This window comes from Citrobacter sp. RHBSTW-00029 (assembly GCF_014104295.1).
GTDB lineage: Bacteria > Pseudomonadota > Gammaproteobacteria > Enterobacterales > Enterobacteriaceae > Citrobacter > Citrobacter youngae.
In genome coordinates this window covers 3,744,770-3,768,291 of sequence record NZ_JABXRT010000001.1, presented here as the reverse complement: position 1 = coordinate 3,768,291, position 23,522 = coordinate 3,744,770, and the positions used below count along the sequence as shown (strand labels likewise).

The window sequence follows — 23,522 nt, the reverse complement described above, 5'->3', positions numbered from 1 at the left end:
TTCACGTCTATGAAAACCAGAAGGAATATTTTTTAAGGGAAATTGCTACGTTTAGCTATTTAAGATAAGGTGAGGCGAAACACCCGATATTCATAGGTAGCATGGCTTACAGACTAGCTAAGTCATTGTGAGTGAATACTTTGTGACCCCCTTAAATTTGGTAGGGGAATTAAGCTGGCATTTTTTAAAACTGAACTACTCTGTTTATCTTTCTTACTTAATATAGTAAGTGAGAGGCATCCGGCCAGCAGTCATACGATAAATTTTATTTTAATAATATCAGCTGGTTGTTTTAATTTTAATTATTTCCACACGTAATTATAAAAGCCGAAAATCTATAAATAAAACGATTTGGCTAAATAAAAGTAATGCTATTTGCGTTAAGGAAAGATTTTCCATGTACACACAGACAATTTATGAATTAAGTCAGGAAGCTGAACGCTTACTGATGCTCTCTCTTGAACATCTCAGGCAATTGCAGAAATTGCCAATGACCTCGGCGAATGATGTCATGCTGAAAAAAGGAGAGCATAGTGGACAGGTTGTTCAGCCCCTGCATTTCAGCGCGCGTGGCATGGATGTCCAGCAGGCAACGCTCAACAATGAACTGCGAAAGATTACCCGTCTGGAAATGGTTCTGGCGATCGTCGGTACGATGAAGGCGGGAAAGTCGACGACGATTAACGCGATTGTCGGAACTGAGGTTTTACCTAATCGTAATCGCCCGATGACGGCGTTACCGACCCTTATCCGCCATACACCGGGACAGAAAGAGCCGGTGCTGCATTTTTCGCATGTCGCGCCAATTGACGCCTTAATGAAAGTATTACAGCAGCGCGTGCGGGAATGCGATCGTCAGCGTCTGGCTCAGACGCTGGAAATAGATAAGGATATGAATGCCCTGCTCCAGCATATTGAAAACGGCGTGGCATTTGAACGCTATTACCTTGGCGCACAGCCTATTTTCCATTTTCTCAAGAGCCTGAACGATCTGGTGCGTTTGTCTAAAGCGCTGGAGGTGGAGTTTCCGTTTGTCGCCTATGCTGCAATTGAGCATATTCCGGTTATTGAGGTTGAGTTCGTGCATCTGGCCGGGCTGGCAAGTTATCCGGGACAATTGACGCTGCTGGATACGCCCGGGCCGAATGAAGCCGGGCAGCCACACTTACAACAAATGCTCAATGAACAGCTGGCGCGGGCTTCAGCGGTACTGGCGGTGATGGATTATACCCAACTGAAGTCGATTTCGGATGAGGAAGTCCGTCAGGCCATTATGGCGGTTGGAAAGTCAGTACCGCTGTATGCGCTGGTTAACAAATTCGATCAGAAAGACCGCAACAGTGATGATGAAGAGCAGGTGCGGGCGTTAATTTCCGGCACGTTGATGAAAGGTGGTATTACGCCTGAACGTATTTATCCGGTCTCCTCAATGTGGGGATATCTGGCCAACAGGGCACGTCATGAACTCATGAATAATGGGCGCTTGCCGGATCATCAGGAGCAGCGCTGGGTCCAGGACTTTGCCGAAGCGGCACTCGGCAGGCGCTGGCGTACCACCGATCTTGAGGATAAAGAACATATTCGCCATGCCGCAGATCTGCTGTGGGAGGATTCGTTGTTTGAGCAGCCGATCCAGAAAGTCATTCACGCCGCTCACGCCAATGCTTCGCTGTATGCGCTTCGCTCGGCATCACACAAGTTATTGAACTATTCGCAAAGCGCACACGAATATCTGGAGTTTCGCGCCCACGGCTTAACCGTAGCCTATGAGCAGTTGCAGATGAATATCGCGCATATTGAAGATGATATGCAACAGTTGCAGAGAAGCCAGGCGCGGGTGGGCGACGAGGTCAGTCACGAGGTTGAGCTGGCGCTGGAGGCTGCTGCGGCCTATCTCAGTGAGCAACAGACCGAGATTCTGTGCGGCATCAATACGTTCTTTGTTAAAGAAAACGTGCTGATGATGTCACAACATGGCATGGGAGCTGCCATTGCAACGGCGGAAATGGCCGGTGATATGCTGGTGTTGCATGACGAGGGGCAAGCGAAAATTGTGTTAGATAAAATTCGCTCCTCCTGTGAGGTTGTCCTGCTGGCGGCGCAGGAGAGTATCAGCCGGGACCTGGCGCTGCGTTTTGAGGCGCTTGAATCGACGTTATCCCGGGCGCTGAATGACGCTATGCGGCCTATTGAGCAGCGGGTGAAAGACGATCTGAATCATGCCGGATTTCGGGCGCGGATCCGTTTTCCAGCCTTTCATGCGGCGATGTTTAATTTCAATACCCGTCAGTTGTTTAACGAGGCTATTGAACAGGATATCCCTGCTGATAATGCCCCGTCCACCGGCGGTGTTGTGCGTGATACGTTCTCACGTTGGTTGAATCAACCCAACTGGGGATGGAATGATTACGTCGAAACAAAAACGCGTTACCTCATTGATATGGGCGCGTTGCACAAGAATCTTGTCCATTACGTCACTCAGTTTTGCCAACAAATTCGTAAAGCTTTAGTTGCTCAGGTCGATATTTCCGTTACGGCAGGCATGGCCACGTTTTTTGCTGATTTTTCACTGTGTCTGACGCAATTGCAGGCGAGCCTGCGCGAGAGTCTGACCCTGCGCCAGCAAAATGAATCGGCGGTGAATGCAATGAATGAACAATTGCAGCATCGTATTACGACGGCGGCATGGATTTATGAAGATTCCCGCTTGCTGCGTGACGATATCCACACCCTTTTTGCAACCGAGCATACATGACTAACGTGTTACTGGAAGGCCCTGGGCGGACGCTGGAGTGCGTCTACCCGAAGTTTATGGTCGATCTGGTTCAGGGAGATGAAACCAAACGTTCCGGCGGTTTTCTGCAGCAGCAGCAGCGGTTGCGTGCGCGCCTGACGCAGGAAGTGTTATCCCAGACGCAGCTGCGGGCGTGGGTGATGGCGGGGGTTTCCAGCGAACACCTGGTGATGCGCCTTAAGCTGGTGGAAAAACTGGCGGGTACTATCGATCCTGGTCACCTGGCGCTGGTACGTATTGCCGAGCGACTGGTGTTCTTACAACAAACTGAACAGCCACGCGGACAATCAACTCCCGGCGTGATGCAGCAATTAATTTCACTGGCTGACGGGTTTGCCCAACGTAGCGCATATAAAGAGAAAGCGTTGACGCAACGTGGGCTGACCGTGCAGGCAGGCGAACACAGTGAACAGATTTTTACTCGCTGGCGGGCTGGCGCGTATGACGGCTGGTCATTACCCGGACGCTGCTTTGTTGCGCTGGAGGAACTGCGCTGGGGCGCCTTTGGTGACGCCTGTCGGCTGGCGAATGCCGATGTAGTGTCGATGCTAAAAGACAATTTACGCACGATGGCTGCCCAGACGCTGGCGCATAGCGTGAATGCGGCACCAACTACGCGCCATTATTATCATCAATGGCTGAACTCACCTGCAGTTGGGGGTTCGAGCGAACATAACGATCTGCTGAGTTGGCTGGGTGACTGGTGCGATGCACAGCGCCATCCGGTGAGCTGGTCGGTGACGCAGCGTTGGCAGAATGTGGCGTTAGGGATGCCGAGACTGTGTTCGGCAAAACGACTGGTTGATGCGATGGTTGAGGAGATTTTCGCACCCCCCCAGCTTATCAGTTGAGCTGGGGGGCGTGAGGCAAAGGCAGGCTTAGTGGTGCAGTGAGTCTGCCGGGGTCGCCACCGTCTCGTTGGCGACCTGATTTTTATTAAAACGTTTGGCATACAACGCGGTGATAATCGGCACCAGAATGGCGGTGACAATCACGCTGGCAGCGACCAGAGCAGTTGCCGAAGCGGCAACCGGTTCAAATGCCGGGTTAATCTGGGCGATGATGACTGGGTTAGCCACCGCGGCACCAGCTGCAGAAGAGGCTGCTACGCCCGCCGTACCATTCCCGCCACCAATGACGCGGTCAGCAATAATCAGCGGGATACCGGTGATAACGATGACGGCCACACCCAGCAGGATACCCAGCAGACCGGTATCAACGATGACGCTCAGGTTAATGGTGTTACCCAGTGCGAAGCCGAAGAACGGAATCAGTACCGGTGTCGCTTTGCTAAAGAAGGCACGCAGGTCGTGATCCAGGTTGCCCAGTGTAAAGCCGATCAGGAACGGCAGGACCGCGCCGATGAAATGGTGCGGCTCGAAAGAGGCCAGACCGGCAGAGCCCAGAATGACCATGGTCATTAACGGACCGGATTCCAGAGACATTAACACAAATGCGCCAGACTCTTCTTTCGTACCGTACTGGTTCATCAGGCTGGCGTACAAACCCCCGTTGGTCATGTCCATTGCTGAGACAATTGCCAGTACGGAAAGACCTGCAAAGAACCCGGTTTGAATGCCTGTATCAGGAATAAATGAAGCGGCAATCATTGCCACTGCCCAGGCTACGGCTATTTTGGTTAATACCAATGTACCTGACTTGCGTAATACCGTACCGGTTGCTCGTAAATCAATTGATGCACCGATACAAAAAAACCATACTGCCAGAATCGGAACTGTCCCGCTGATCATACCTTTGGTAAATGAACCGAAATACGCGCCCGTATCGGGAGCTAACGTATTTAACACTGCGCCTAATAACAGAGGAATCAACATCATTCCGCCGGGGATGCGTTCAATCGTGGCTTTAATTTTCATAAACGTCCTCATGTCTTGTCGCAGGTTATAAACGCGCAAGAAAGTAAAAAATCATTTAAATTCAAAATGTTACTTGTGTTTTTTAACAGAGAAAACGGCTATCTCTTTGTTTTATAAAATCTAACGCGGCATACGTTGAGCATGTTTCTGCTCCCAGGGATATTGCGTCTGGAATTAGTTTGCATTCACAGGAACATTGATTCAATCAAAATAAAACGATGTTTTAGTTATCTTCATCACATATTCCGAGCAAAGATCACTACAGGTTCCGATTATTAAAAAACCTGTGATCTTTTTGTGAAGGGATTAGGTGGTTTTTTTGCTAGCAGAATAATAGTGACTGCTGTGATTGTTGATGGAGCCAGGTGATTTATTCTTGTATTTAATTTTCAGTAAATCGCAAGCGTGCCATGTAAAAAAGCTGACTCAGAATGACCTTATTTACGCAGGTTGACGAAATGAAAAACTATGTGTGAAGTTGATCACACATTTAAACACTGTTAGGGTAAAGAGGTCATTAACCGCCCAATCAGGCGTCAACAGGTTCGGTTGTACTGCTCATTTTCAGTCAGTGTAAGTAAACCTGCTACGCTTGTTACAGGGATTGCGCCTGTGCAATCCCCGCTCGGCGATGACCTTAGCGCATACGGCGTTGGGAGACTCGAACTGTAGCGCGACAGGGCTAAGTCTATGAGGACTGGTATGCTAAAAAGGAAAAAAATAAAGCCAATTACGCTTCGCGACGTCACCATTATTGATGACGGAAAACTGCGAAAAGCCATTACCGCCGCGTCACTCGGTAATGCAATGGAGTGGTTTGATTTTGGTGTTTATGGGTTTGTTGCTTACGCATTAGGTAAAGTGTTTTTCCCGGGGGCTGACCCCAGCGTGCAGATGGTTGCTGCACTCGCTACCTTCTCCGTTCCCTTTCTGATTCGACCGCTTGGCGGATTGTTCTTCGGTATGCTTGGCGATAAATACGGTCGCCAAAAGATCCTGGCTATCACGATTGTGATTATGTCGATCAGTACCTTCTGTATTGGGTTGATCCCTTCGTATGCGTCTATTGGTATCTGGGCACCGATCCTGCTGTTGCTGTGTAAGATGGCACAGGGCTTTTCGGTCGGCGGCGAGTATACCGGCGCGTCGATTTTTGTCGCAGAGTATTCCCCGGACCGTAAGCGTGGATTTATGGGCAGTTGGCTGGACTTCGGCTCGATTGCCGGGTTTGTGCTGGGTGCGGGCGTGGTGGTCCTGATCTCAACTGTCGTCGGCGAAGACAACTTCCTTGAGTGGGGTTGGCGTATTCCGTTCTTCCTGGCGCTACCGTTAGGGCTGATTGGCCTGTATCTGCGTCATGCTCTGGAAGAAACACCTGCATTTCAGCAGCATGTCGACAAGCTGGAGCAGGGCGATCGTCAGGGTCTGCAGGAAGGACCGAAGATTTCGTTTAAAGAAATTGCGACTAAACACTGGCGTAGCCTGCTGGCGTGCATCGGTCTGGTGATTGCGACCAACGTCACCTACTACATGCTGCTCACCTATATGCCGAGCTACCTGTCGCATAACCTGCACTACTCTGAAGATCACGGTGTGCTGATTATTATCGCCATTATGATTGGTATGCTGTTTGTGCAGCCGATTATGGGGCTGCTGAGTGACCGCTTCGGACGCCGTCCGTTTGTGATTATGGGCAGTATTGCGCTGTTTGTGCTGGCCATTCCGGCATTTATCCTGATTAACAGTAACGTTATCGGCCTGATTTTCGCCGGGTTGCTGATGCTGGCGGTGATCCTTAACTGCTTCACCGGGGTGATGGCATCAACGTTACCGGCGATGTTCCCGACACATATTCGCTACAGTGCGCTGGCCGCCGCGTTTAATATCTCGGTCCTGGTAGCTGGTCTGACCCCGACGCTGGCCGCCTGGCTGGTGGAAAGCTCGCAGAACCTGATGATGCCAGCTTATTATCTGATGGTGATTGCGGTGATAGGTTTAATTACCGGCGTGACCATGAAAGAAACCGCCAATCAGCCGCTGAAAGGGGCGACACCTGCCGCTTCGGATATTCAGGAAGCGAAAGAGATCCTCGGCGAGCACTACGACAATATTGAGCAGAAAATCGAAGACATCGATCAGGAAATTGCAGAGCTGCAGCTTAAGCGTTCGCGCCTGGTGCAGCAGCATCCGCGTATTGATGAGTAATCGTATCATTGCCTGATGGCGCGAGCTTTTAGGCCTACGGGTAGCATTGTACTTTGTAGGCCGGATAAGGCGTCAGCCGCCATCCGGCGCGTGGCCTTAAGGTTGGCTTAATATCCTTCAGGCAAACTCTCCTCCATAGTATCGGAGGAGAGTGTCATGAAAACCCGTATTTATGAAAGTTTGACCACCGTTTGCAGCGTACTGATTGTGAGCAGTTTTTTGTACGTGTGGGTGAGCTCTTACTGATCTTTCTCCAGCACCACCCAGGCGCGAGTGCCACTGGCTCCTGGGCGGTTTTGCAAAAAGAACTGCCCGTGATGTAACTGGGTAATTCGACTGACAATGCTCAGCCCCAGCCCAATCCCGCCAAAACGGCTATCCATACGCACAAACGCTTTGCTCAGTTCCCCACATTTACTTTCATCAATGCCTGGCCCTTCATCTTCGACGGCCATGACGGCATCATGCTCTGTATTCAGGCTAATCGTAATATGGGTGCCTTTCGGGCTGTAGCGATGGGCGTTCTCCACCAGATTTCTCAGCAGCATCCGCAATAGCGTGGCGTCGCCGCGTACGATGACATCCTCTGCGCTCGCCGGTAGGAGCAACGTTTGCTGGCGCTGGTCCAGCATCGTGCTGAGTTCATCGTAAGAGGGCAGAATCACGTCCTCCAGTAGTTTGACGTGCTGGTAGCTTCCGGCCGAAAACGACTGACCCACACGGGCGAGTTGCAACAGCTGCGACACGCTGTCCATCATTTGGTCGAGACGGGTGATGAGCGGCGTAACGTCAACATTGTGGGTTTTTGACAGCAATTCCAGATGCAGACGAACGCCGGATAGTGGCGTTCGTAGCTCATGGGCAACGTCGGCAGTAAACAGACGCTCGTTGTCGATAGTGGTTGTTAGCCGCGTAACCAACTGATTGAGCGCCGTCACCACCGCCTGTATCTCAATGGTGGAGCTACGGATATTAATGGGAGCCAGATTATCCGCTGTGCGAGTTTCTAACTCCTGTTGGAGATCGGCAAGAGGACGGGTAATGCGCCGTACCGCCTGATAGCAAATAATGAGCGTCAGGCTGACCATAAAAATGCCGGGGACGATCAGGCTGGCGATAGCCTCGCGGATCTCATGCATGATATGGCGATCGTTGTTACGGTTTTCGCGTAACGCCTGTTCGAACAGCTGTATTTGCTCGGTGCTTTCGTGCCACAACCAGAAGGTGCTAATCAGCTGGAAGACCAGCAGAATCAGGCCGATCGTCAGCATTAAACGCTGGCGAAGCGGGAGCGGTTGTTTTAGAAAACGCATCAAATTCACTTAGCTTTCCTCAGTAGCGGCCAGCATGTAGCCAAAACCTCGAACCGTGCGAATGCGTGATTTTCCCACTTTATCGCGCAGGTTGTGGATGTGGACTTCCAGCGTATTGGTTGATGGCTCGTTGTCCCAGCTGTAGATGTCGTTATACAGAATCTCCCGGTGTACCGGGCTTCCCGCTTTGAGCATCAGCCGCGACAATAGCGCGTACTCTTTTGGCGTTAAGACAATTTCTTGTCCATCCATCCACACCTGGCGGCGGCCGATATTCAATGTCAGGTTGCCAATGATAATCTCACTTTCACCCTGATTGTTATGCCGACGTAACAGCGCCCGAATGCGGGCATGCAGTTCTTCCAGCGCGAACGGTTTGACCAGATAGTCATCAGCGCCGACATCCAGTCCGGTGATGCGGTCTTTCACGGTGTCGCGGGCGGTCAGGATGAGTACCGGCACGGTGTATTTTTTCTGCCTGATGCGGGTCAGAAAATGCAGGCCATCCTCATCCGGTAAACCTAAATCCAGAACGACAAGGCTGTAATGCCCCGTTTCCAGGCAATGCTCGGCGGCACGGGCCGTGGATACGCCATCGCAGGCGTAGCCTTCCGTTTGTGCGGCAAGTATCAGCCCCTGTAGTAACAGCGTATCGTCTTCAACAATCAGGATTTTCATTCGGTTAGCCTCCCCGGCAGGGTTGCAGAATATCATCTGCCGCTTGGTATTTCTGTGTTTGCACGCCCGTTAATCCCAGCAGGGTTGAGAACAGATTATCCTGTGAGAAATCTTCTGAGCTGGCCCGTTTTTGTAAACATGTCTGAGAGACCTGATAGCGTTGCTGATAATCTTCTGAGAGCCACAACAGCATCGGTACATGTTTTTGTGTGTCAGGTGCAATCGAATACGGCAGACCGTGCAAGTAGACGCCGTTTTCTCCTAAGGATTCACCGTGATCGGAAAGATAAACCAGGCTGGTGGTGAAATTGTCCTGATGCGCTTTCAGTATATTGATCGCTTTATCAACAATATAGTCAATGTACAGGATGGTATTGTCGTAGGTATTCACCAGTTGCTGCTGCGAACAGGTTTGAATTTCGTTGGTATCGCAGGTTGGGGTAAATTTCTTAAACTGTGGCGGATAACGGTTGTAATAGGTTGGACCATGGCTGCCGATGGTGTGCAGCACGATCACGCCGTCGCCCTTCAGGTTATTAATATACTCTTCCAGCCCGTGGAACAGGACTTCATCGTAGCATTCACCGTTAATACACTGTCCTGGTAAGTTCAGCGCAGTCATATCCTGATGCGGTACGCGGTCACAGGCACCTTTACAGCCGCCGTCGTTATCATTCCACAGAACGTTAATTCCCGCCCGTTGGATGATATCGAGTACGCCTTCCTGGTGGTGAGCCAGCTCTTCATCGTAATGCGCTCGTGGCATGTCGGAGAACATGCAGGGAACGGAAACGGCTGTCGCCGTACCGCAGGACGTTGTATGCGGGAAATAAACGACATCATCTTTTTCCAGCAACGGATTGGTCTGACGTGAATAACCTGACAGAGAGAAGTTGTCGCCGCGTGACGTTTCACCGAGCACCACAATAGTGAGGTTCTTACGTTTTCCTTTCACCATTTCTGGATTACGGTGTGCATCTTCGCCAATACGCACCAGCGGCAGGTTGGCCAGTCTCTGGTGTGAATACCAGGATGACGTTGCCACGATGCTGTTGGACGGGCTGAGGGACTTAACCAGCTCTTTGTTATTACGAAACAGCGATGCGTAATCTTTATAGAAGAAGGCGGCGACCAGCACGATAAGCAGTGCCGATATCAGGATATTCGCAGCGCGATACAACACGCTGCGCAGCACTGGCGTAATGGGTTTGATTCTTATCCAGCAGGCAACGATGGCGGCCAGAATGCCGCTCAGCCCCAGCGTCAGGAGCATTTGCGGCGTCATGAGGGCGAAGGTTTCAGCCGGTGTGGTATCCATCATGTTGGCGATCATCGAGCGGTCGATGATGATGCCGTAGGTCATGATGAAATACTGGGCGGATGCTCCGACCAAAATGAAAATGCACGCGACCAGGCGGTTAAGCCACAGGAAAGAGGCCAGCGTGAGCACGATATTCATGACGCTGAACGCGACAACCGGCATCGATAAGAACACCAGGATATTGCGCAGGGAATCCAGCGGAAGGTCTTGCAGTACCTGTTTGTAGAACGCGATGTTCAGGAAGGTCGCAAGATAAAATGAGATCAGCAATAGCCAGCTGATTTGCCCGAGAGTCGGTCTTTTAAACAGGAGCTTTAACATTAAGGGGGTTCCATCGACTAAGTGGAGCGGATCCTCTCAAAGTAAAATTAAGCCAACATTAAGTTCTTAATGTTAGCAGGTACTGGTGGGGGGTGTGATGCGTAGGCCCGATGCGCTTATGTCATCGGGCAACGACGCTTACAGGCATTAATTATTGTTGGTCGGGGCATCCAGAGGATACGGGTTTTTATGGATCCGGTTGTAATTGAGCGCATACAGTGCGGTGATTACCATCAACATCACGAACGACCACATCACTTCTTTGGCGCCAGAACCCACCACCGCCCAGATGCAGTAGACAAATGCCACAAAGGTCACCAGTAAGTACATCGGACGCGCTTTACCAAAGTGACCGTGGCCCAGCAGCAGCAATGCCGCGCAGGTGTACAGATATGGCACCAGGGTGAAGATAACGGAGACCGAAGAGACCAGACCAAATTCTTTTGCGGCGTTTGGCGACATGCTGCTGAACTGGAAGAGGGTCATCAGGATCCCGACGATGATTAGCCCGGCAACCGGTGTTCCCGCCTTGTTGACGCGAGCGAAAATCGGTGGGAACAGGCCGTCATCGGCTGCCGCTTTTGCGGTCTGGCCGGCCAACAGTGTCCAACCACCCAGTGAGCCAAGGCACCCAGCCGCTGCACAGAAGGAGACAATGGCCCCAGCGGTATCACCCAGTGCCATGCGTGCAGCATCACCAAACGGTGAGGCTGACACCCGCAGCGCAGCGTTAGGGATCATACCCATAATTGCCGTAGTTGAGAGAACGTAGCAGACGGCGGCAATCAGTACCCCGCCAATGGTGGCGATAGGGACGTTACGTTTCGGGTTTTTAACCACACCGGCGGCAACGGAGGCGCTTTCAACCCCAATGAACGACCATAAGGTTACGTTTAAGGTGCTTTGGATGGCGCCGAAGGTATTCATGCCGCTGACGTTCCAGGCCGCCATATAGGTTTCACCGCGGAACCAGAACCAGCCGAAGACGGCAATACCGACAATGGGCACCAGCGCCAGTACTGTCGCAACGGCCTGCACGCGAGTGATCATTTTTGGACCGACAATATTCAGCAAGACGAAAACCCACAGTACAACGACACAGGTGAGCGTCAGAACCAACGGATCTTTTAAGATAGGGAAGAAGTAGCTCAGGTAACCGACGCCAATAACGACCATGGCGATGTTACCAATCCAGCAGGCCAGCCAGTACAGCACGTTGGTCTGGTAGCCTAAAAAAGGACCGAAACAGCGGCGCGCATAAGCGTAAGAACCACCGGGACTGGAGTCTAAGGACGACATTTTGGCGTACACCATCGACAGTGCCAGCGCACCGATAATAGTGACCAACCATCCGTAGATTGCAATCCCGCCAGTTGACGCCAGGTTTGCGGGTAGCAGGAATACACCGGAACCCATAATATTCCCCGACACCATAAGGGTGACGGGGATTAAGCCCACTTTGTGAGCATCAGCATCCGTCGACATATTTTTTAACTCCTGATAAGGATAAATGACGTCACATCATACCTCTTCAGAAGACTATTTTATGATGGCGGAACAGGGGTATCGCCAATGCTGATATTATTATGGCTCATCGCTAAATGATCAAAAATCAGGCAGCGGAGGGTTCCCGATGTTGACTGACATAATGCAGTGGCGTCATTCCATAGAACTCTTTGAAGACGGAGATAAAGTATGAAGTACTGTTATATCCGCACAGCTGAGATACCTGTGAAATGTTTTTCCCGTCCATCATTAATTGATTGACGGCATAACGCATACGACACGTGGTTATTATTTGACTGTAACTTGTATTTTCATTTTTTAGCTTTTTCTTTAACAAACTGGGACTCAGGCATAAGCAACTGGCGACCATGCTTAAATTCCAGTCTTTATGAATATCGCTCTCAATGATGTGGTAAACGCTGTCGCTGATGCGATTGCGTAACATATGCATAAGTAGGGAGATAAACTTTTTGCTGTCGAGAAAACGCGATAATACGGTGAACAGTAGCGAACGGGTACGCTCATTTTCGCCTTCGTTTTGCGTTTCCATCACGCTGTGTTGAGCGGCAACCCGAAAGACATCCGGCGTCAGGCATACGGCGGTCATCACCGGATTGGCGCTACGTTGCCAGAGAGGGAACTGTGAAAGATCTTTATTTAAAAATCGTAGATAGTCTTTAATGACATCGCGACTGATATGTACGACCAGTGCGTTATTAAGTGAAGAAAAATCGATAATATTATTATCACACGCCACCAGAGCCATGTGGTTAGCTTTTAAACTGATGGCTTCTTTACCGTTAATCCTTAACCAAACATCTTTCTCCGTTAATACAACAACACAAGCTTCTTTGCTGCAAAGCCTCATACCCAAACTCCCGGAATATGAACATCAAATACCGTAACTCAGCACCTGCTGAGTAATCGCGGCTAAAAAAAAATTGTATGATGAATCAAGACAAGCGATAAAATAGCGTGATTTTTAGTAATTACAATATCTGTAGGGATTCTTGGCATGTACATAATTTTTTACGCAAGTGGCAACGTACTATTTGCGTATAAAAAAAGCGCGGGGTGGTCCCGCGCAAAAGGTATGACAATGTTATTGTTTTGCAGCAATACTCAGGAATTACTCAACTATCACACGTCAACCTTATAAAAAATAGACTATCTAAAAAACGACATTAGGCTTTCACGCACATGACGTGATACACACCGTCAATAATTTCCGTTCCTTCGGTTTCATGTTCAAAGCCAGGAAAATGATGATCCCAGGATTGCAACGAACGTAGATAACTAATCTGCGGGCTGTTGGCATCGCCAAAGTTTTCCCCGGACAGCAGCATTGGAATTCCCGGTGGGTAAGGAATGACGGAGTTGGCTGCGATACGACCCGGCAGATTTTCAATCGCCACCATCTCAACGTTATCGCTGACTATCGCGTTATAGGCTTCACGCGGGGTCATTTCAGCAACAGGCAGGCCAGAGTAGGCCGCATTGAGTCGGCTACCTGGGTTATTTTCTTTCAGCCAGGCGAACATGGTGTCGCCCAGATCGTGAATACCCATGTTTGCGTAAGTGTCAGGATGTTCCTCTACCAGTTCCGGCATCACCTGTGAGAGCGGAGTATTGGCATCATAGTGGTGTTTGAAAGAGCACAGTGTGTTTATCAGCGTGCCCCATTTACCACGGGTGATCCCCATTGAGAACAAGAACATAATCTGGAAATCGGTGGTACGGGTCGGTACGATGCCGTGGCGGCTAAGCCAGGCGGTAACCAGCGCCGCCGGAACACCGGTCTGTTCCAGTTCACCATCATCACCCATACCTGGCGCCAGAATACTGACTTTAATGGGGTCCAGCATGCTCCAGTTATCTGGCAGGTCTTTAAACCCATGCCAGGATTCACCGGGGCGCATTACCCAGCAGTTCTGGTCGGTCGTCAGGAGTTGGGTTGGCGCATCGGCAAAGTCATAGGTTTTTCCGGTCTGCGGATCGGTAACCACCTCTTTGTTCCACGGTTTGAAGAACCAGTCGCCCTCAGCCGTGAATTCTTTGTACAACCGTGCCATCGCCTGACGGAAATCGACGGCTTCATCGATCACTTCCTGGGTGAGCGACAGGCCACTGTTACCGTCCATCATGGAAACTGCCACGTCGTTTGATGCACAGATGGCATACAGCGGAGACGTGGTGGCGTGCATCATGTACGCCTGGTTAAAGCGGGAGAAATTAACCGCGCCACGGCCTTCACGGACGTGAATGTAAGATGCCTGAGAGAGCGCATTCAGCAACTTATGGGTCGAGTGGGTGGCAAAAACGGTGGGGCCGTTATGGTCGCCAGGTGCACCACGCATAGCGTAGTGATCGGCATAAATCGGGTTGAAACGCGCATAGCCGTACCAGGCTTCATCGAAATGAATGCGATCGCTGGTCTGGGCTAGCAGGTCTTGCGCCTCTTTTGCGTTGTAGCAGACGCCGTCATAGGTGCAGTTGGTTACAACGCTATATGACGGTTTCTGTCCGGTTTTGTCTTTTGTCAGTGGGCTTTCGCTGATTTTTCTTTGCAATGTTTCGGGCTGCATTTCCTGCGGGTAGATAGGCCCGATAATGCCGTAGCGGTTGCGGCTTGGTACCATGTACACCGGTTTTGCCCCGGTAAGAATGAGCCCTTGTTCAATGGATTTATGGCAGTTACGGTCCAGCACTACCACATCGTTATCAGTCATGCATGCCTGCATGATGGTGCGGTTAGAGCCAGAAGTACCGACCACCACGGACCATGAGTGGTCAGCGCCGAAGACACGTGCGGCATATTTTTCGCTTTCACCAAACGCGCCAGTATGGTCAAGCAGTGAACCCAGTGATGCGCGTTCAATACCCATGTCGCTACGGAATAGGTTTTCACCGTAGTAGTCATGATAGAAACGACCGGCCGGCGTTTTAGTAAATCCCACGCCGCCCTGGTGACCAGGGGCTGCCCAGGAATATTCGTGAATGTCACTGTATTTCATCAGCGCGCTGAACAGCGGTGGTAACAGCTGTTGGCGGTAACGGGTCATCGCAGCAACGGCGCGCCCGGCGATAAAGTCAGCGGTATCTTCAAGAATCCAGGCGAATTCATCGACAAGCTCCAGCAGATCGCGATCCAGCGATGCGGTGGCTTTTTCCCGATCGCCCAGCAGGAAAACGGGGACGTTTTGCTGGCGTTCGTGGAGCTTGCCGATCAATTGCCTGACATTCAGGTGTTCATCTTGTTGTTCCATTTGATAGCTGAACATCAGGCAATCAATGGCTTCATTTGCCGCGAGGATGGCATAACCATCGTCGAATGAGGTGGATTTAATGACGGTAACATTTTGGCGACTTAAGGCATCAGCCAGACGCTCAACAGCGCTACCAACCCAGGTGTCCTGATGCAGAAACTCACTTTCAACAATTAATACTTTCATCATCTTTTACCCGGTAGTGGAGAGGTTGCAATTTATGGATTGCAGACACACCGTATGAATGTGACGCAGGCAAGTATTATCCTGACAAATTGGGCTGTAAAGTGGCTGATAAATGAGCGTATTTTATTTTTATTCCTTTATAAACAAATAGTTAATATTCATCGAAGGCAGTTTTTCAGCATTGTTTATCGACAGGGGAATTATTTTTTTGGCTGATACTGATATTGCCGAATGGGGTGTGCTGTCAGTGGGCATGTGTTTGCGCCATCCGACGCTTATCCGGCTATCGATTGTCGATGTTGCTGGCTCAGTTTTCGCCCGAACGAAAAGGCGAACTGAGTTTTTGGGAGTACTCGGTGCAGAAGCCGGACGTTTTTCTTGCGTCCTCATGACACCATTGCGTCATCACCCCACGTTCTGGAGAGTCATGATGTCTGCACCCAAAATTACTTTTATCGGCGCGGGATCTGGATATTGATCCTGCTTCGTTGCGTTATTGTTGCGCCGGGATCAACCATATGGCGTTTTATCTGCAACTGGAGCGTAAAACGGCTGATGGGACCTATGTCGATCTCTATCCGGAACTGCTGGCAGCTTATGCAACGGGCCAGGTCCCGAAACCGAATATCCACGGCAATACTCGCTGCCAGAACATTGTGCGTTATGAAATGTTCAAAAAATTGGGTATTTCGTCACCGAGTCGTCGGAACACTTTGCTGAATACACGCCGTGGTTTATCAAACCGGGTCGTGAAGATCTCATTGACGCGCACGGCGAGTGGCTGCCGGCCTGGTTGCATCAGTAAGGTTCCTCTTGCGTCTGCCGGATGAACGTTATCGACATCCGGCAGTATGTATATTTAGTTGGCGCTTACCATCCCGTAGCGACGCAGCTGTGCACAGTGAACTCGCGCCAGTACAAGCACTGTCGTTAGCGCGCCGAGCAGGGCGCAGAACATATCCGATTGAGTATCCCATGGATCGCCCTGCGTACCCAGGAAGTCATCCGCGCCTTGCCCCATCGCCAGTGCCGCCCACCATTCAATGAGCTCATAGGTGGCGCTGATTGCCAGTGCTACGCAGCAGACTAAAAACGCTAACATCTTGCGGCCGTGGACAATATTGCCGCGGACTAAAATCTCTCTTGCCGTCAGCGCTGGCACCAGACCCTGGAAAAAATGACCCAGTTTGTCATAGGGGTTGCGACTGAGATCCAGCCACGCCTGCACTTCAAAACCAATGGGGACTTTGGCATAGGTATACATGCCGCCAACCATCAAAATGATGGCATGAAAGAAGATAAGCGTGTAGAGCATGGGAGTCAGCGGGTAACGCTTCATGGTGGCGAGCAGCAATGGCACAACAATAATGACCGGCGTCACTTCCATCAGCCAGGTCAATTTCTCGGTGGCGCAGAAGCCGGTGTAGATAAGGATCAGCGCCAGCACTATAGCGCCAGTGTTCAGGATTACAGGATTCAGTGTGCGGAGCATGGCGAATTCACAAGTAATGGAAAATATTACTATTCACTGTGAACGGCGAAAATTCAACGCCAGTTAATGGGGGGATAAAGTTGGCCCGGGGGGATCACTGGGCTGGCCCCAAAAATTTGGTGTCAGTCCAGTGCCGGGCCGAATAGGTTACTTCGCGCAGTTAGCGCATTGTTTGCTCACGATTTGCTGGAAGAAATCGTTGCCTTTGTCATCGACCAGGATGAAGGCAGGGAAATCTTCAACTTCGATTTTCCAGATAGCTTCCATTCCCAGCTCCGGGTATTCCACGCATTCCAGATGCTTAATGCTCTGCTGCGCCAGTACAGCTGCCGGACCACCGATGCTCCCTAAGTAGAAGCCGCCGTGTTTATGGCAGGCGTCGGTCACTTGTTGGCTGCGGTTACCTTTCGCCAGCATGATCATGCTGCCGCCATGGGACTGCAGCAGGTCAACATAGGAGTCCATACGACCCGCAGTGGTTGGACCCAAAGAACCGGACGGGTAACCTGCCGGCGTTTTCGCCGGACCCGCGTAGTAGATCGGGTGATCTTTCACGTACTGCGGCAGACCTTCGCCGGACTCGATACGTTCTTTCAGCTTCGCGTGGGCGATGTCGCGACCCACAATGATTGTACCGCTCAGCGACAGACGGGTGGATACCGGGTACTGAGAAAGCTGGGCAAGGATCTCTTTCATCGGACGGTTAAGGTCGACTTTAACCACTTCGCCTTCGCCGGCCTGGCGCAGAGATTCCGGGATGTACTGGCCTGGATTATGTTCCAGTTTTTCGATCCAGATACCTTCGCGGTTAATCTTGGCCTTAATATTACGGTCTGCGGAGCAGGAAACGCCCATGCCTACCGGGCAGGATGCGCCGTGGCGAGGCAGTCGAATCACGCGGATGTCGTGAGCGAAATATTTCCCGCCAAACTGGGCGCCGAGGCCGAGTTTCTGGGCCTCGATCAGCAGTTCTTGTTCCAGTTGCAGATCGCGAAATGCCTGACCGTGAGCGTTACCTTCAGTCGGCAGCGCATCATAGTAGTGTGTGCTGGCCAGTTTCACCGTTTTGAGGGTGCTTTCTGCTGACGTACCACCAATTACAAATGCGATATGGTACGGCGGGCAAGCTGCAGTCCCCAGCGTACGCATTTTCTCAACCAGGAAGTTTTTCAGTTTGCCGGGAGTCAGCAGTGCTTTCGTTTCCTGATACAGATAGGTTTTGTTGGCAGAACCGCCGCCTTTTGCCACGCACAGGAATTTATATTCGTCGCCGTCCATGCTGTACAGGTCGATTTGCGCAGGCAGGTTAGTGCCGGTATTCACTTCTTTGTACATATCCAGCGCCGCGTTTTGCGAGTAGCGCAGGTTATCTTCAATATAGGTATTAAATACGCCTCTGGAGAGCGCCGCTTCGTCACCGCCGCCGGTCCAGACACGTTGACCTTTTTTACCCATGATAATGGCCGTGCCGGTATCCTGACAGGTTGGCAATACGCCTTTGGCGGCAATCTCGGAGTTTCTCAGGAATTGCAGCGCAACATACTTATCGTTTTCGCTGGCTTCAGGATCATGGAGTATGGAGGCGACTTGCTGTTGGTGTTCAGGGCGAAGCATGAAGGAGGCATCGTGGAAGGCTTGCTGGGCCAGTAGCGTAAGTGCTTCAGGCGCTACTTTCAGGATTGACTCGCCTTCAAACTCGCCGACGCTGACGTGATCGGATGTCAGCAGGTAGTACTCAGTTTTGTCTTCCCCCAGTGGGAAAGCCGCCTGGTAAGTGAATTCAACTTTTGACATTTGCTTCCAGCCTTTTCATTTTTATCAGGAATTTAAAAATTCTCTGCGTCTTAACGGTGGCGTGCCGCACCATAGCGGACGGCACGCGAAGTGTGATTACAGGAAACCGTACATTGCGGCGAAGACCCAACCAAAGACACAGGATACGCTTACGCCGATCAAACCAGGCAGAATGAAGCTGTGGTTGATAACGAAACGGCCAATGTGGGTGGTACCTGAACGGTCAAACTGAATAGCAGCCAGATCGCTCGGGTAGGTCGGCAGAATGTAGTAACCGTAACAAGCCGGAGCAGAAGCAACGATGTACGCTGGATCAACCCCGATAGCCAGTGCGACTGGAACGATAGCGGCCAGCGCTGCAGCCTGAGAGTTTACAAACTTGGAGACTAACAGCAGGACGATCGCATAGGCCCACGGATGTTCTTTCACCATCTCGCCCAGTACGCCCTGAATTTCAGACATATGCGCACCGAACATGGTTTCGGCCATCCAGGCAATACCGTACACCGCAACAATCGCGATCATACCTGAACGGAAGACTTCATTTTTTGAGATAGATGCGGGATTCGTTTTGGTTAAGATGATAATCAATGCGCCAGTCAGCAGCATGAACATCTGGATAACCAGGACCATTGACAGCGGTTTGCCACCAAAAGAAGGGCGCAGTTCAGATACTGCACCGAGCACGGCAACAACGGCGATGGCAGCGAGGAAGATCCACATTGCCAGCCAGTTACTTTTCGGCAGTTTTTTGTCTAACAGTGTTGCCGTGTCGCCATACACATAGTGATGGTTTTCAGGTACGGAAATAAACTTCTGGAACTCTTCATCTTTATCCAGATCTTTACCACGGAACCAGCTGAAAATACCGATAGCCAGGATACCCAGCAGGGTAGACGGAATGGTGATGCCAAGCAGGTCGAGGAATTCGAGGTGCTTGCCTTCAAATGTCACGTTACCCAGCATCGCAACCAGCGAGACAACGGCTACAGAAACCGGACTGGCGATAATCCCCATCTGTGCACCGATAGAACTCGCCGCCATTGGGCGTTCCGGGCGAATATTGTTCTTAATGGCGACGTCATAAATGATCGGCAGAATGGTGTACACCACGTGGCCGGTACCGCACAGGATAGTCAGGGTACAGGTAACAAATGGTGCTACGATAGAAACGTATTTTGGGTTACGACGCAGCAGCTTTTCAGCAATTTGCAGCATAACGTCAAGACCGCCGGAGGCTTGCAAGGTTGCAGAAGCGGCCACCACGGCAATAATAACCAGCATTACATCAACAGGGGGTTTACCCGGCTGGAGATGGAACACGAAAACCAGAATAACCAGGCCGATACCGCCTAACAAACCCAGCGCGATACCGCCCTTTCTGGCACCATAAAACAAACATATTAATATTATGAGAAGTTGTATACTAAATAACATTTTATTTACCCTCGCGAAAAACCCAGTCAATTTTTTGAAAAATGGATCTGTGGCACATTCTTTTTTGCCGGAATAAGCATCAAAAAATGGTCAGTATTCGATATGTCCGTATTTGCGATTAATGTTTAAATGTCTGGCTAGAATGTATTTATAACTTTTTGGAAATATTTAGCTTTTTTCTATGGCATTGATCAGAGGAGAGAATCCTCAGGCGATGGGAAGTAGGGCTGGTTATGAAGCGCTGCGGCTGACGCTGTAGTTGGGCTGGCTTACACCGGTTTTCCGGGGGCTGACCGTTGGTTCTACATTGTCCGCTATTACGTAAAACACCGGTATACCTGGTGAGTGTATTCTTTATGTGATCGCGGTCACGCCATGTCATGTGGTAATGAGTCTGGCGTACGGATACGTTTATTTGCTCACAAAAATGTACGGTGTCCATAGTACGTAGCATGGTCTCCATTGCTACCAGTCTAGATTTTTATGTCTGATGAAATTCAGACTAATCCTTTAGGAGTAAAAATACACACTCTGTGAGTTAGTTAATACTTAATTAACTTTTGTTAGCGATTTTGAAATTAAAAACAGTGTGATGTTTATCAATAACAAAATAATGAATTTAACATGTTTGATACAAATATATTTGATCTAACGCAAATTCACTATTTATCTGCTTTAGCGGGATAAAAAGGGATTTTTCATTATTTTAATAATTGTTACTTTTATATAACGAATAATCCCTGGGGGAGCGTTTTATTGGCAGTATTGTTTAAGTAATGAGTAATGCTCAGCCTGAACGCGGTAGCGGTAAACTGGTCGGCCAGTAACACCATAATGGATACTGGTAAATAAGATATGACAATTGACGAGCCAGATAAGGTATTTACGGCATGAGACCCGGGAGATATTGACCTCGTTCGCCAGTTCATCCGTGGAGAATTCCTGATCCTGGTGCTCATCAATCCACTGGCACAGCGTACGTAACGTTTGTGGTGTCAGCCCCTTGGGTAAGCGCCGCGTTTCCTGCTCGCTGGAAGAGCTACCATGAATCAGTTGGTCAAGCTCTGACTGTTCATAGTACTGATGCTTCTCCATATCCGTTTTCTTCTGCAGCCAGTTGGTTAAGGCTTCTTCAAAGCGTGAGGCCTGAAATGGTTTGATCAGATAATCAACGACACCGTAGTGGAGTGAGTCTTTAATGGTTGTCGCATCGGCGGCGGAGGAGATGACGATGACATCACATTTACAGCCTTCGCTGTGCAGAATGGGTAACAGGTCCAGACCGTTTTCTTTCTGCATATAAATATCCAGTAGAATCAGGTCAATACGATGTTCACCATGAAAGATGATCTCTTTGGCTTTTTCGAGAGTAGAGGCCGTTCCGCAGCAATGAAAACCAGACAGCTGCGCGACATAACGGCGGTTTAACTCCGCTACCATTGCATCGTCATCGACAATTAAGACATTGATCATCTGCTGGCCCTCTCACCATTCCACGGTAACTGTACAAAAAATTGGGTGAAGACCCCAGGTTCGGATTCGACGGAAATATTGCCGCCAACGTTTTCAACCTGCTGTTTCACAAGTGCTAAACCGACGCCTCGTTCGGTTCCTTTTGACGAGACGCCCTTCTCAAAGATGTGGTCAATGCGTTCGGGGGCGATCCCCGGACCATCGTCATTCACTTCGCAATGCAACCAGCCGTGTCGATAATGTAAGGATACGCTGATCTCACCCCCCGGTTCTTGACCTAGCGCCTCCAGGGCGTTTTCAATCAAATTACCCAGCACGGTGATCAACACTGCCACCTGATCTTCATTACTATTTTCCGGCAACTGGCTTTCATTACTAATGATCAGACTATGACCTAAATCAGATGTGCGATTAATCTTACTGAGTAAAAAGCCCGCGATCACCGGTGATTTTATTTTGCCTAACAGTGAGCCAATCTCTTCCTGATAATTGTTGGCCGTCTTAATGATATAATTTTCCAACTGCTTATAACTTTTCAGGTGCAATAATCCCAGAATCACGTGTAACTTGTTCATGAATTCGTGGGATCGTTCACGAAGTGCATCGGCATAGTTAACCATACCGTCCAGACGTTGCATGAGTTTTCGGACTTCCGTCTTGTCTCTGAACGTTGAAATTGCCCCGATGATTCTGCCATTGCTGAGTACTGGAACGGTGTTGATTAAAAGCAGCCGGTCCTTCACCGTGATCTCCTCATCGCGGCGTGGTGTTCCATCACGTAGCACCTGCGAAAGATCAACTACCTGAGACCATGCATGGCTGAGTGTGGAGAGTTGGGCATCATCCTGCGACTTTCGGTAATCCAATAGCTCCTGGGCGGCCTGGTTTATTAGCGTGACTTCACCACTATCATCAACGGCAATGACCCCCTCCTTTATAGAGTGCAGCATCGCCTGGCGCTGTTCGAACAGGTTGGATATTTCATAAGGCTCCAGACCAAACAGAATGCGTTTGAGAACCTTCACCAATACCCAGGTACCTAGTAACCCAACCAGAACGCCAAATAAGATAGACCAAAAGATACTGCCGCGGCTGTTATTGATCTGTTCGGTGACCCTGCTTAACTCGAGACCGATCGACACAACCCCAATCTGCTGGTGATGATCGTCATAAATGGGGGTGAAAACGCGTAGCGCTTTAGCCAGAAAGCCGCGATTAATGGCAACGTTCTCTTTGCCCTGTAACGCCAACAGGATATCGTCGCCTTTAAACGGTTGGCCGATACGTTGTGCTTCAGGGTGCGAATAACGAATGCTTTTCATATCCGTGACAACGATGAATAAAAAATCGTTGCGCTTATTTACCGCTTGAGCAATTGCCTGGATGCCGCTGTCCTCAGGCTTTTTCTTGAGCCCCTCGCGGATTTCAGGAGAGTTTGCCAACGTTCGCGCGACCGCAAGCGCTTTGTCTGCTAAGGCATCACGTGTCGTGTTGCTGATTTGCGAGAAGTAAATCAAATGAACGACGAGTAGCACAGAGAAGAGGACCGCGCTGACCATGAGGATCACGGTTGTGCCGAGTTTCATCGGGCGTTTGCGTATAGCCGTTCGTTGCAGAGGGTGTCTCATCGCAGTCCTGGAATCACTGTTTGTGCGGGTATTATCGCCTGATGAGGTACGTAATTCAAAGGTAGTAGGGGATCCGGGCATTCCCGCCGCCATCCCTTCTTATATATGTAGTAGAAAACGGGCATCCGTTATTTTCTTTCTATATAGAAAAGAGAATTCAATGTTGGTTTCTTCTTTTTCCGGGATGTGATGCAGGAAATATTGACGGCTTTGTGGATAACTCTGTGTGTA

The 23,522-nt window shown here is 50.1% G+C and carries 15 protein-coding genes and 1 pseudogene; 4 read left to right on the top strand and 12 right to left on the bottom strand.

The window, feature by feature from the left end; all coding sequences use genetic code 11:
• The first annotated feature begins 397 nt into the window (after window positions 1–397).
• Both crfC and HV041_RS18270 read left to right on the top strand, forming a co-directional pair.
• Window positions 398–2,755: a clamp-binding protein CrfC gene (gene crfC, locus HV041_RS18275; protein ID WP_121585352.1), complete on the top strand. Its 2,358-nt coding sequence runs from the start codon at window positions 398–400 to the stop codon at window positions 2,753–2,755.
• Window positions 2,752–3,645, top strand: a complete 894-nt coding sequence (locus HV041_RS18270) for a diguanylate cyclase regulator RdcB family protein (RefSeq protein WP_048213874.1) — start codon at window positions 2,752–2,754, stop codon at window positions 3,643–3,645. Before crfC ends, HV041_RS18270 begins: the two co-directional genes overlap by 4 nt.
• A gap of 27 nt (window positions 3,646–3,672) precedes the next feature.
• On the opposite strand, the gene kdgT is transcribed toward HV041_RS18270, so the two are convergent.
• Complete coding sequence (kdgT, locus tag HV041_RS18265) at window positions 3,673–4,671, bottom strand: 2-keto-3-deoxygluconate transporter (protein WP_048213873.1); 999 nt, start codon at window positions 4,669–4,671, stop codon at window positions 3,673–3,675.
• Window positions 4,672–5,373: 702 nt separating this feature from the next.
• Between kdgT and proP the strand changes: the two genes are divergently transcribed.
• Complete coding sequence (gene proP, locus HV041_RS18260; protein ID WP_048213872.1) at window positions 5,374–6,876, top strand: glycine betaine/L-proline transporter ProP; 1,503 nt, start codon at window positions 5,374–5,376, stop codon at window positions 6,874–6,876.
• A gap of 239 nt (window positions 6,877–7,115) precedes the next feature.
• Here proP and pmrB read toward each other — a convergent pair whose 3' ends face one another.
• The 6 genes from pmrB to adiA form a co-directional block, all read right to left on the bottom strand.
• Entirely contained in the window at window positions 7,116–8,189 is a 1,074-nt protein-coding gene (pmrB, locus tag HV041_RS18250) for a two-component system sensor histidine kinase PmrB (protein ID WP_121585521.1), read from the bottom strand.
• A 9-nt stretch (window positions 8,190–8,198) separates the two neighbouring features.
• Window positions 8,199–8,867, bottom strand: a complete 669-nt coding sequence (pmrA, locus tag HV041_RS18245; RefSeq protein WP_048213870.1) for a two-component system response regulator PmrA — start codon at window positions 8,865–8,867, stop codon at window positions 8,199–8,201.
• Between the two features lie 4 nt (window positions 8,868–8,871).
• Complete coding sequence (gene eptA / locus HV041_RS18240; RefSeq protein WP_115601122.1) at window positions 8,872–10,509, bottom strand: phosphoethanolamine transferase EptA; 1,638 nt, start codon at window positions 10,507–10,509, stop codon at window positions 8,872–8,874.
• A 147-nt stretch (window positions 10,510–10,656) separates the two neighbouring features.
• A complete protein-coding gene (gene adiC, locus HV041_RS18235) occupies window positions 10,657–11,994 on the bottom strand; it encodes an arginine/agmatine antiporter (RefSeq protein WP_048213868.1) in 1,338 nt (445 codons plus the stop codon).
• Between the two features lie 127 nt (window positions 11,995–12,121).
• Complete coding sequence (locus tag HV041_RS18230; RefSeq protein ID WP_048213867.1) at window positions 12,122–12,883, bottom strand: AraC family transcriptional regulator; 762 nt, start codon at window positions 12,881–12,883, stop codon at window positions 12,122–12,124.
• Window positions 12,884–13,199: 316 nt separating this feature from the next.
• Window positions 13,200–15,467, bottom strand: coding sequence for an arginine decarboxylase (adiA, locus tag HV041_RS18225; RefSeq protein ID WP_101742870.1), 2,268 nt, complete (start codon window positions 15,465–15,467; stop codon window positions 13,200–13,202).
• A gap of 458 nt (window positions 15,468–15,925) precedes the next feature.
• Between adiA and HV041_RS18220 the strand changes: the two are divergent.
• Window positions 15,926–16,233, top strand: a pseudogene (locus HV041_RS18220) (alpha-glucosidase/alpha-galactosidase); the annotation flags it as partial.
• 93 nt (window positions 16,234–16,326) lie between these two features.
• Here the strand turns inward: HV041_RS18220 and HV041_RS18215 are convergent.
• The 5 genes from HV041_RS18215 to HV041_RS18195 form a co-directional block, all read right to left on the bottom strand.
• Window positions 16,327–16,959 carry a DUF2238 domain-containing protein gene (locus tag HV041_RS18215; RefSeq protein WP_121585353.1) on the bottom strand — a complete coding sequence of 211 codons (633 nt, stop codon included), beginning with the start codon at window positions 16,957–16,959 and terminating at the stop codon, window positions 16,327–16,329.
• Window positions 16,960–17,106: 147 nt separating this feature from the next.
• Window positions 17,107–18,753: a class I fumarate hydratase FumA gene (fumA, locus tag HV041_RS18210; protein WP_121585354.1), complete on the bottom strand. Its 1,647-nt coding sequence runs from the start codon at window positions 18,751–18,753 to the stop codon at window positions 17,107–17,109.
• A 96-nt stretch (window positions 18,754–18,849) separates the two neighbouring features.
• A complete protein-coding gene (dcuB, locus tag HV041_RS18205; RefSeq protein ID WP_048213861.1) occupies window positions 18,850–20,190 on the bottom strand; it encodes an anaerobic C4-dicarboxylate transporter DcuB in 1,341 nt (446 codons plus the stop codon).
• 753 nt (window positions 20,191–20,943) lie between these two features.
• Complete coding sequence (gene dcuR / locus HV041_RS18200) at window positions 20,944–21,663, bottom strand: two-component system response regulator DcuR (RefSeq protein WP_048213860.1); 720 nt, start codon at window positions 21,661–21,663, stop codon at window positions 20,944–20,946.
• Window positions 21,660–23,291, bottom strand: a complete 1,632-nt coding sequence (locus tag HV041_RS18195) for a sensor histidine kinase (RefSeq protein ID WP_048213859.1) — start codon at window positions 23,289–23,291, stop codon at window positions 21,660–21,662. Before HV041_RS18195 ends, dcuR begins: the two co-directional genes overlap by 4 nt.
• Between the last annotated feature and the right edge of the window lie 231 nt (window positions 23,292–23,522).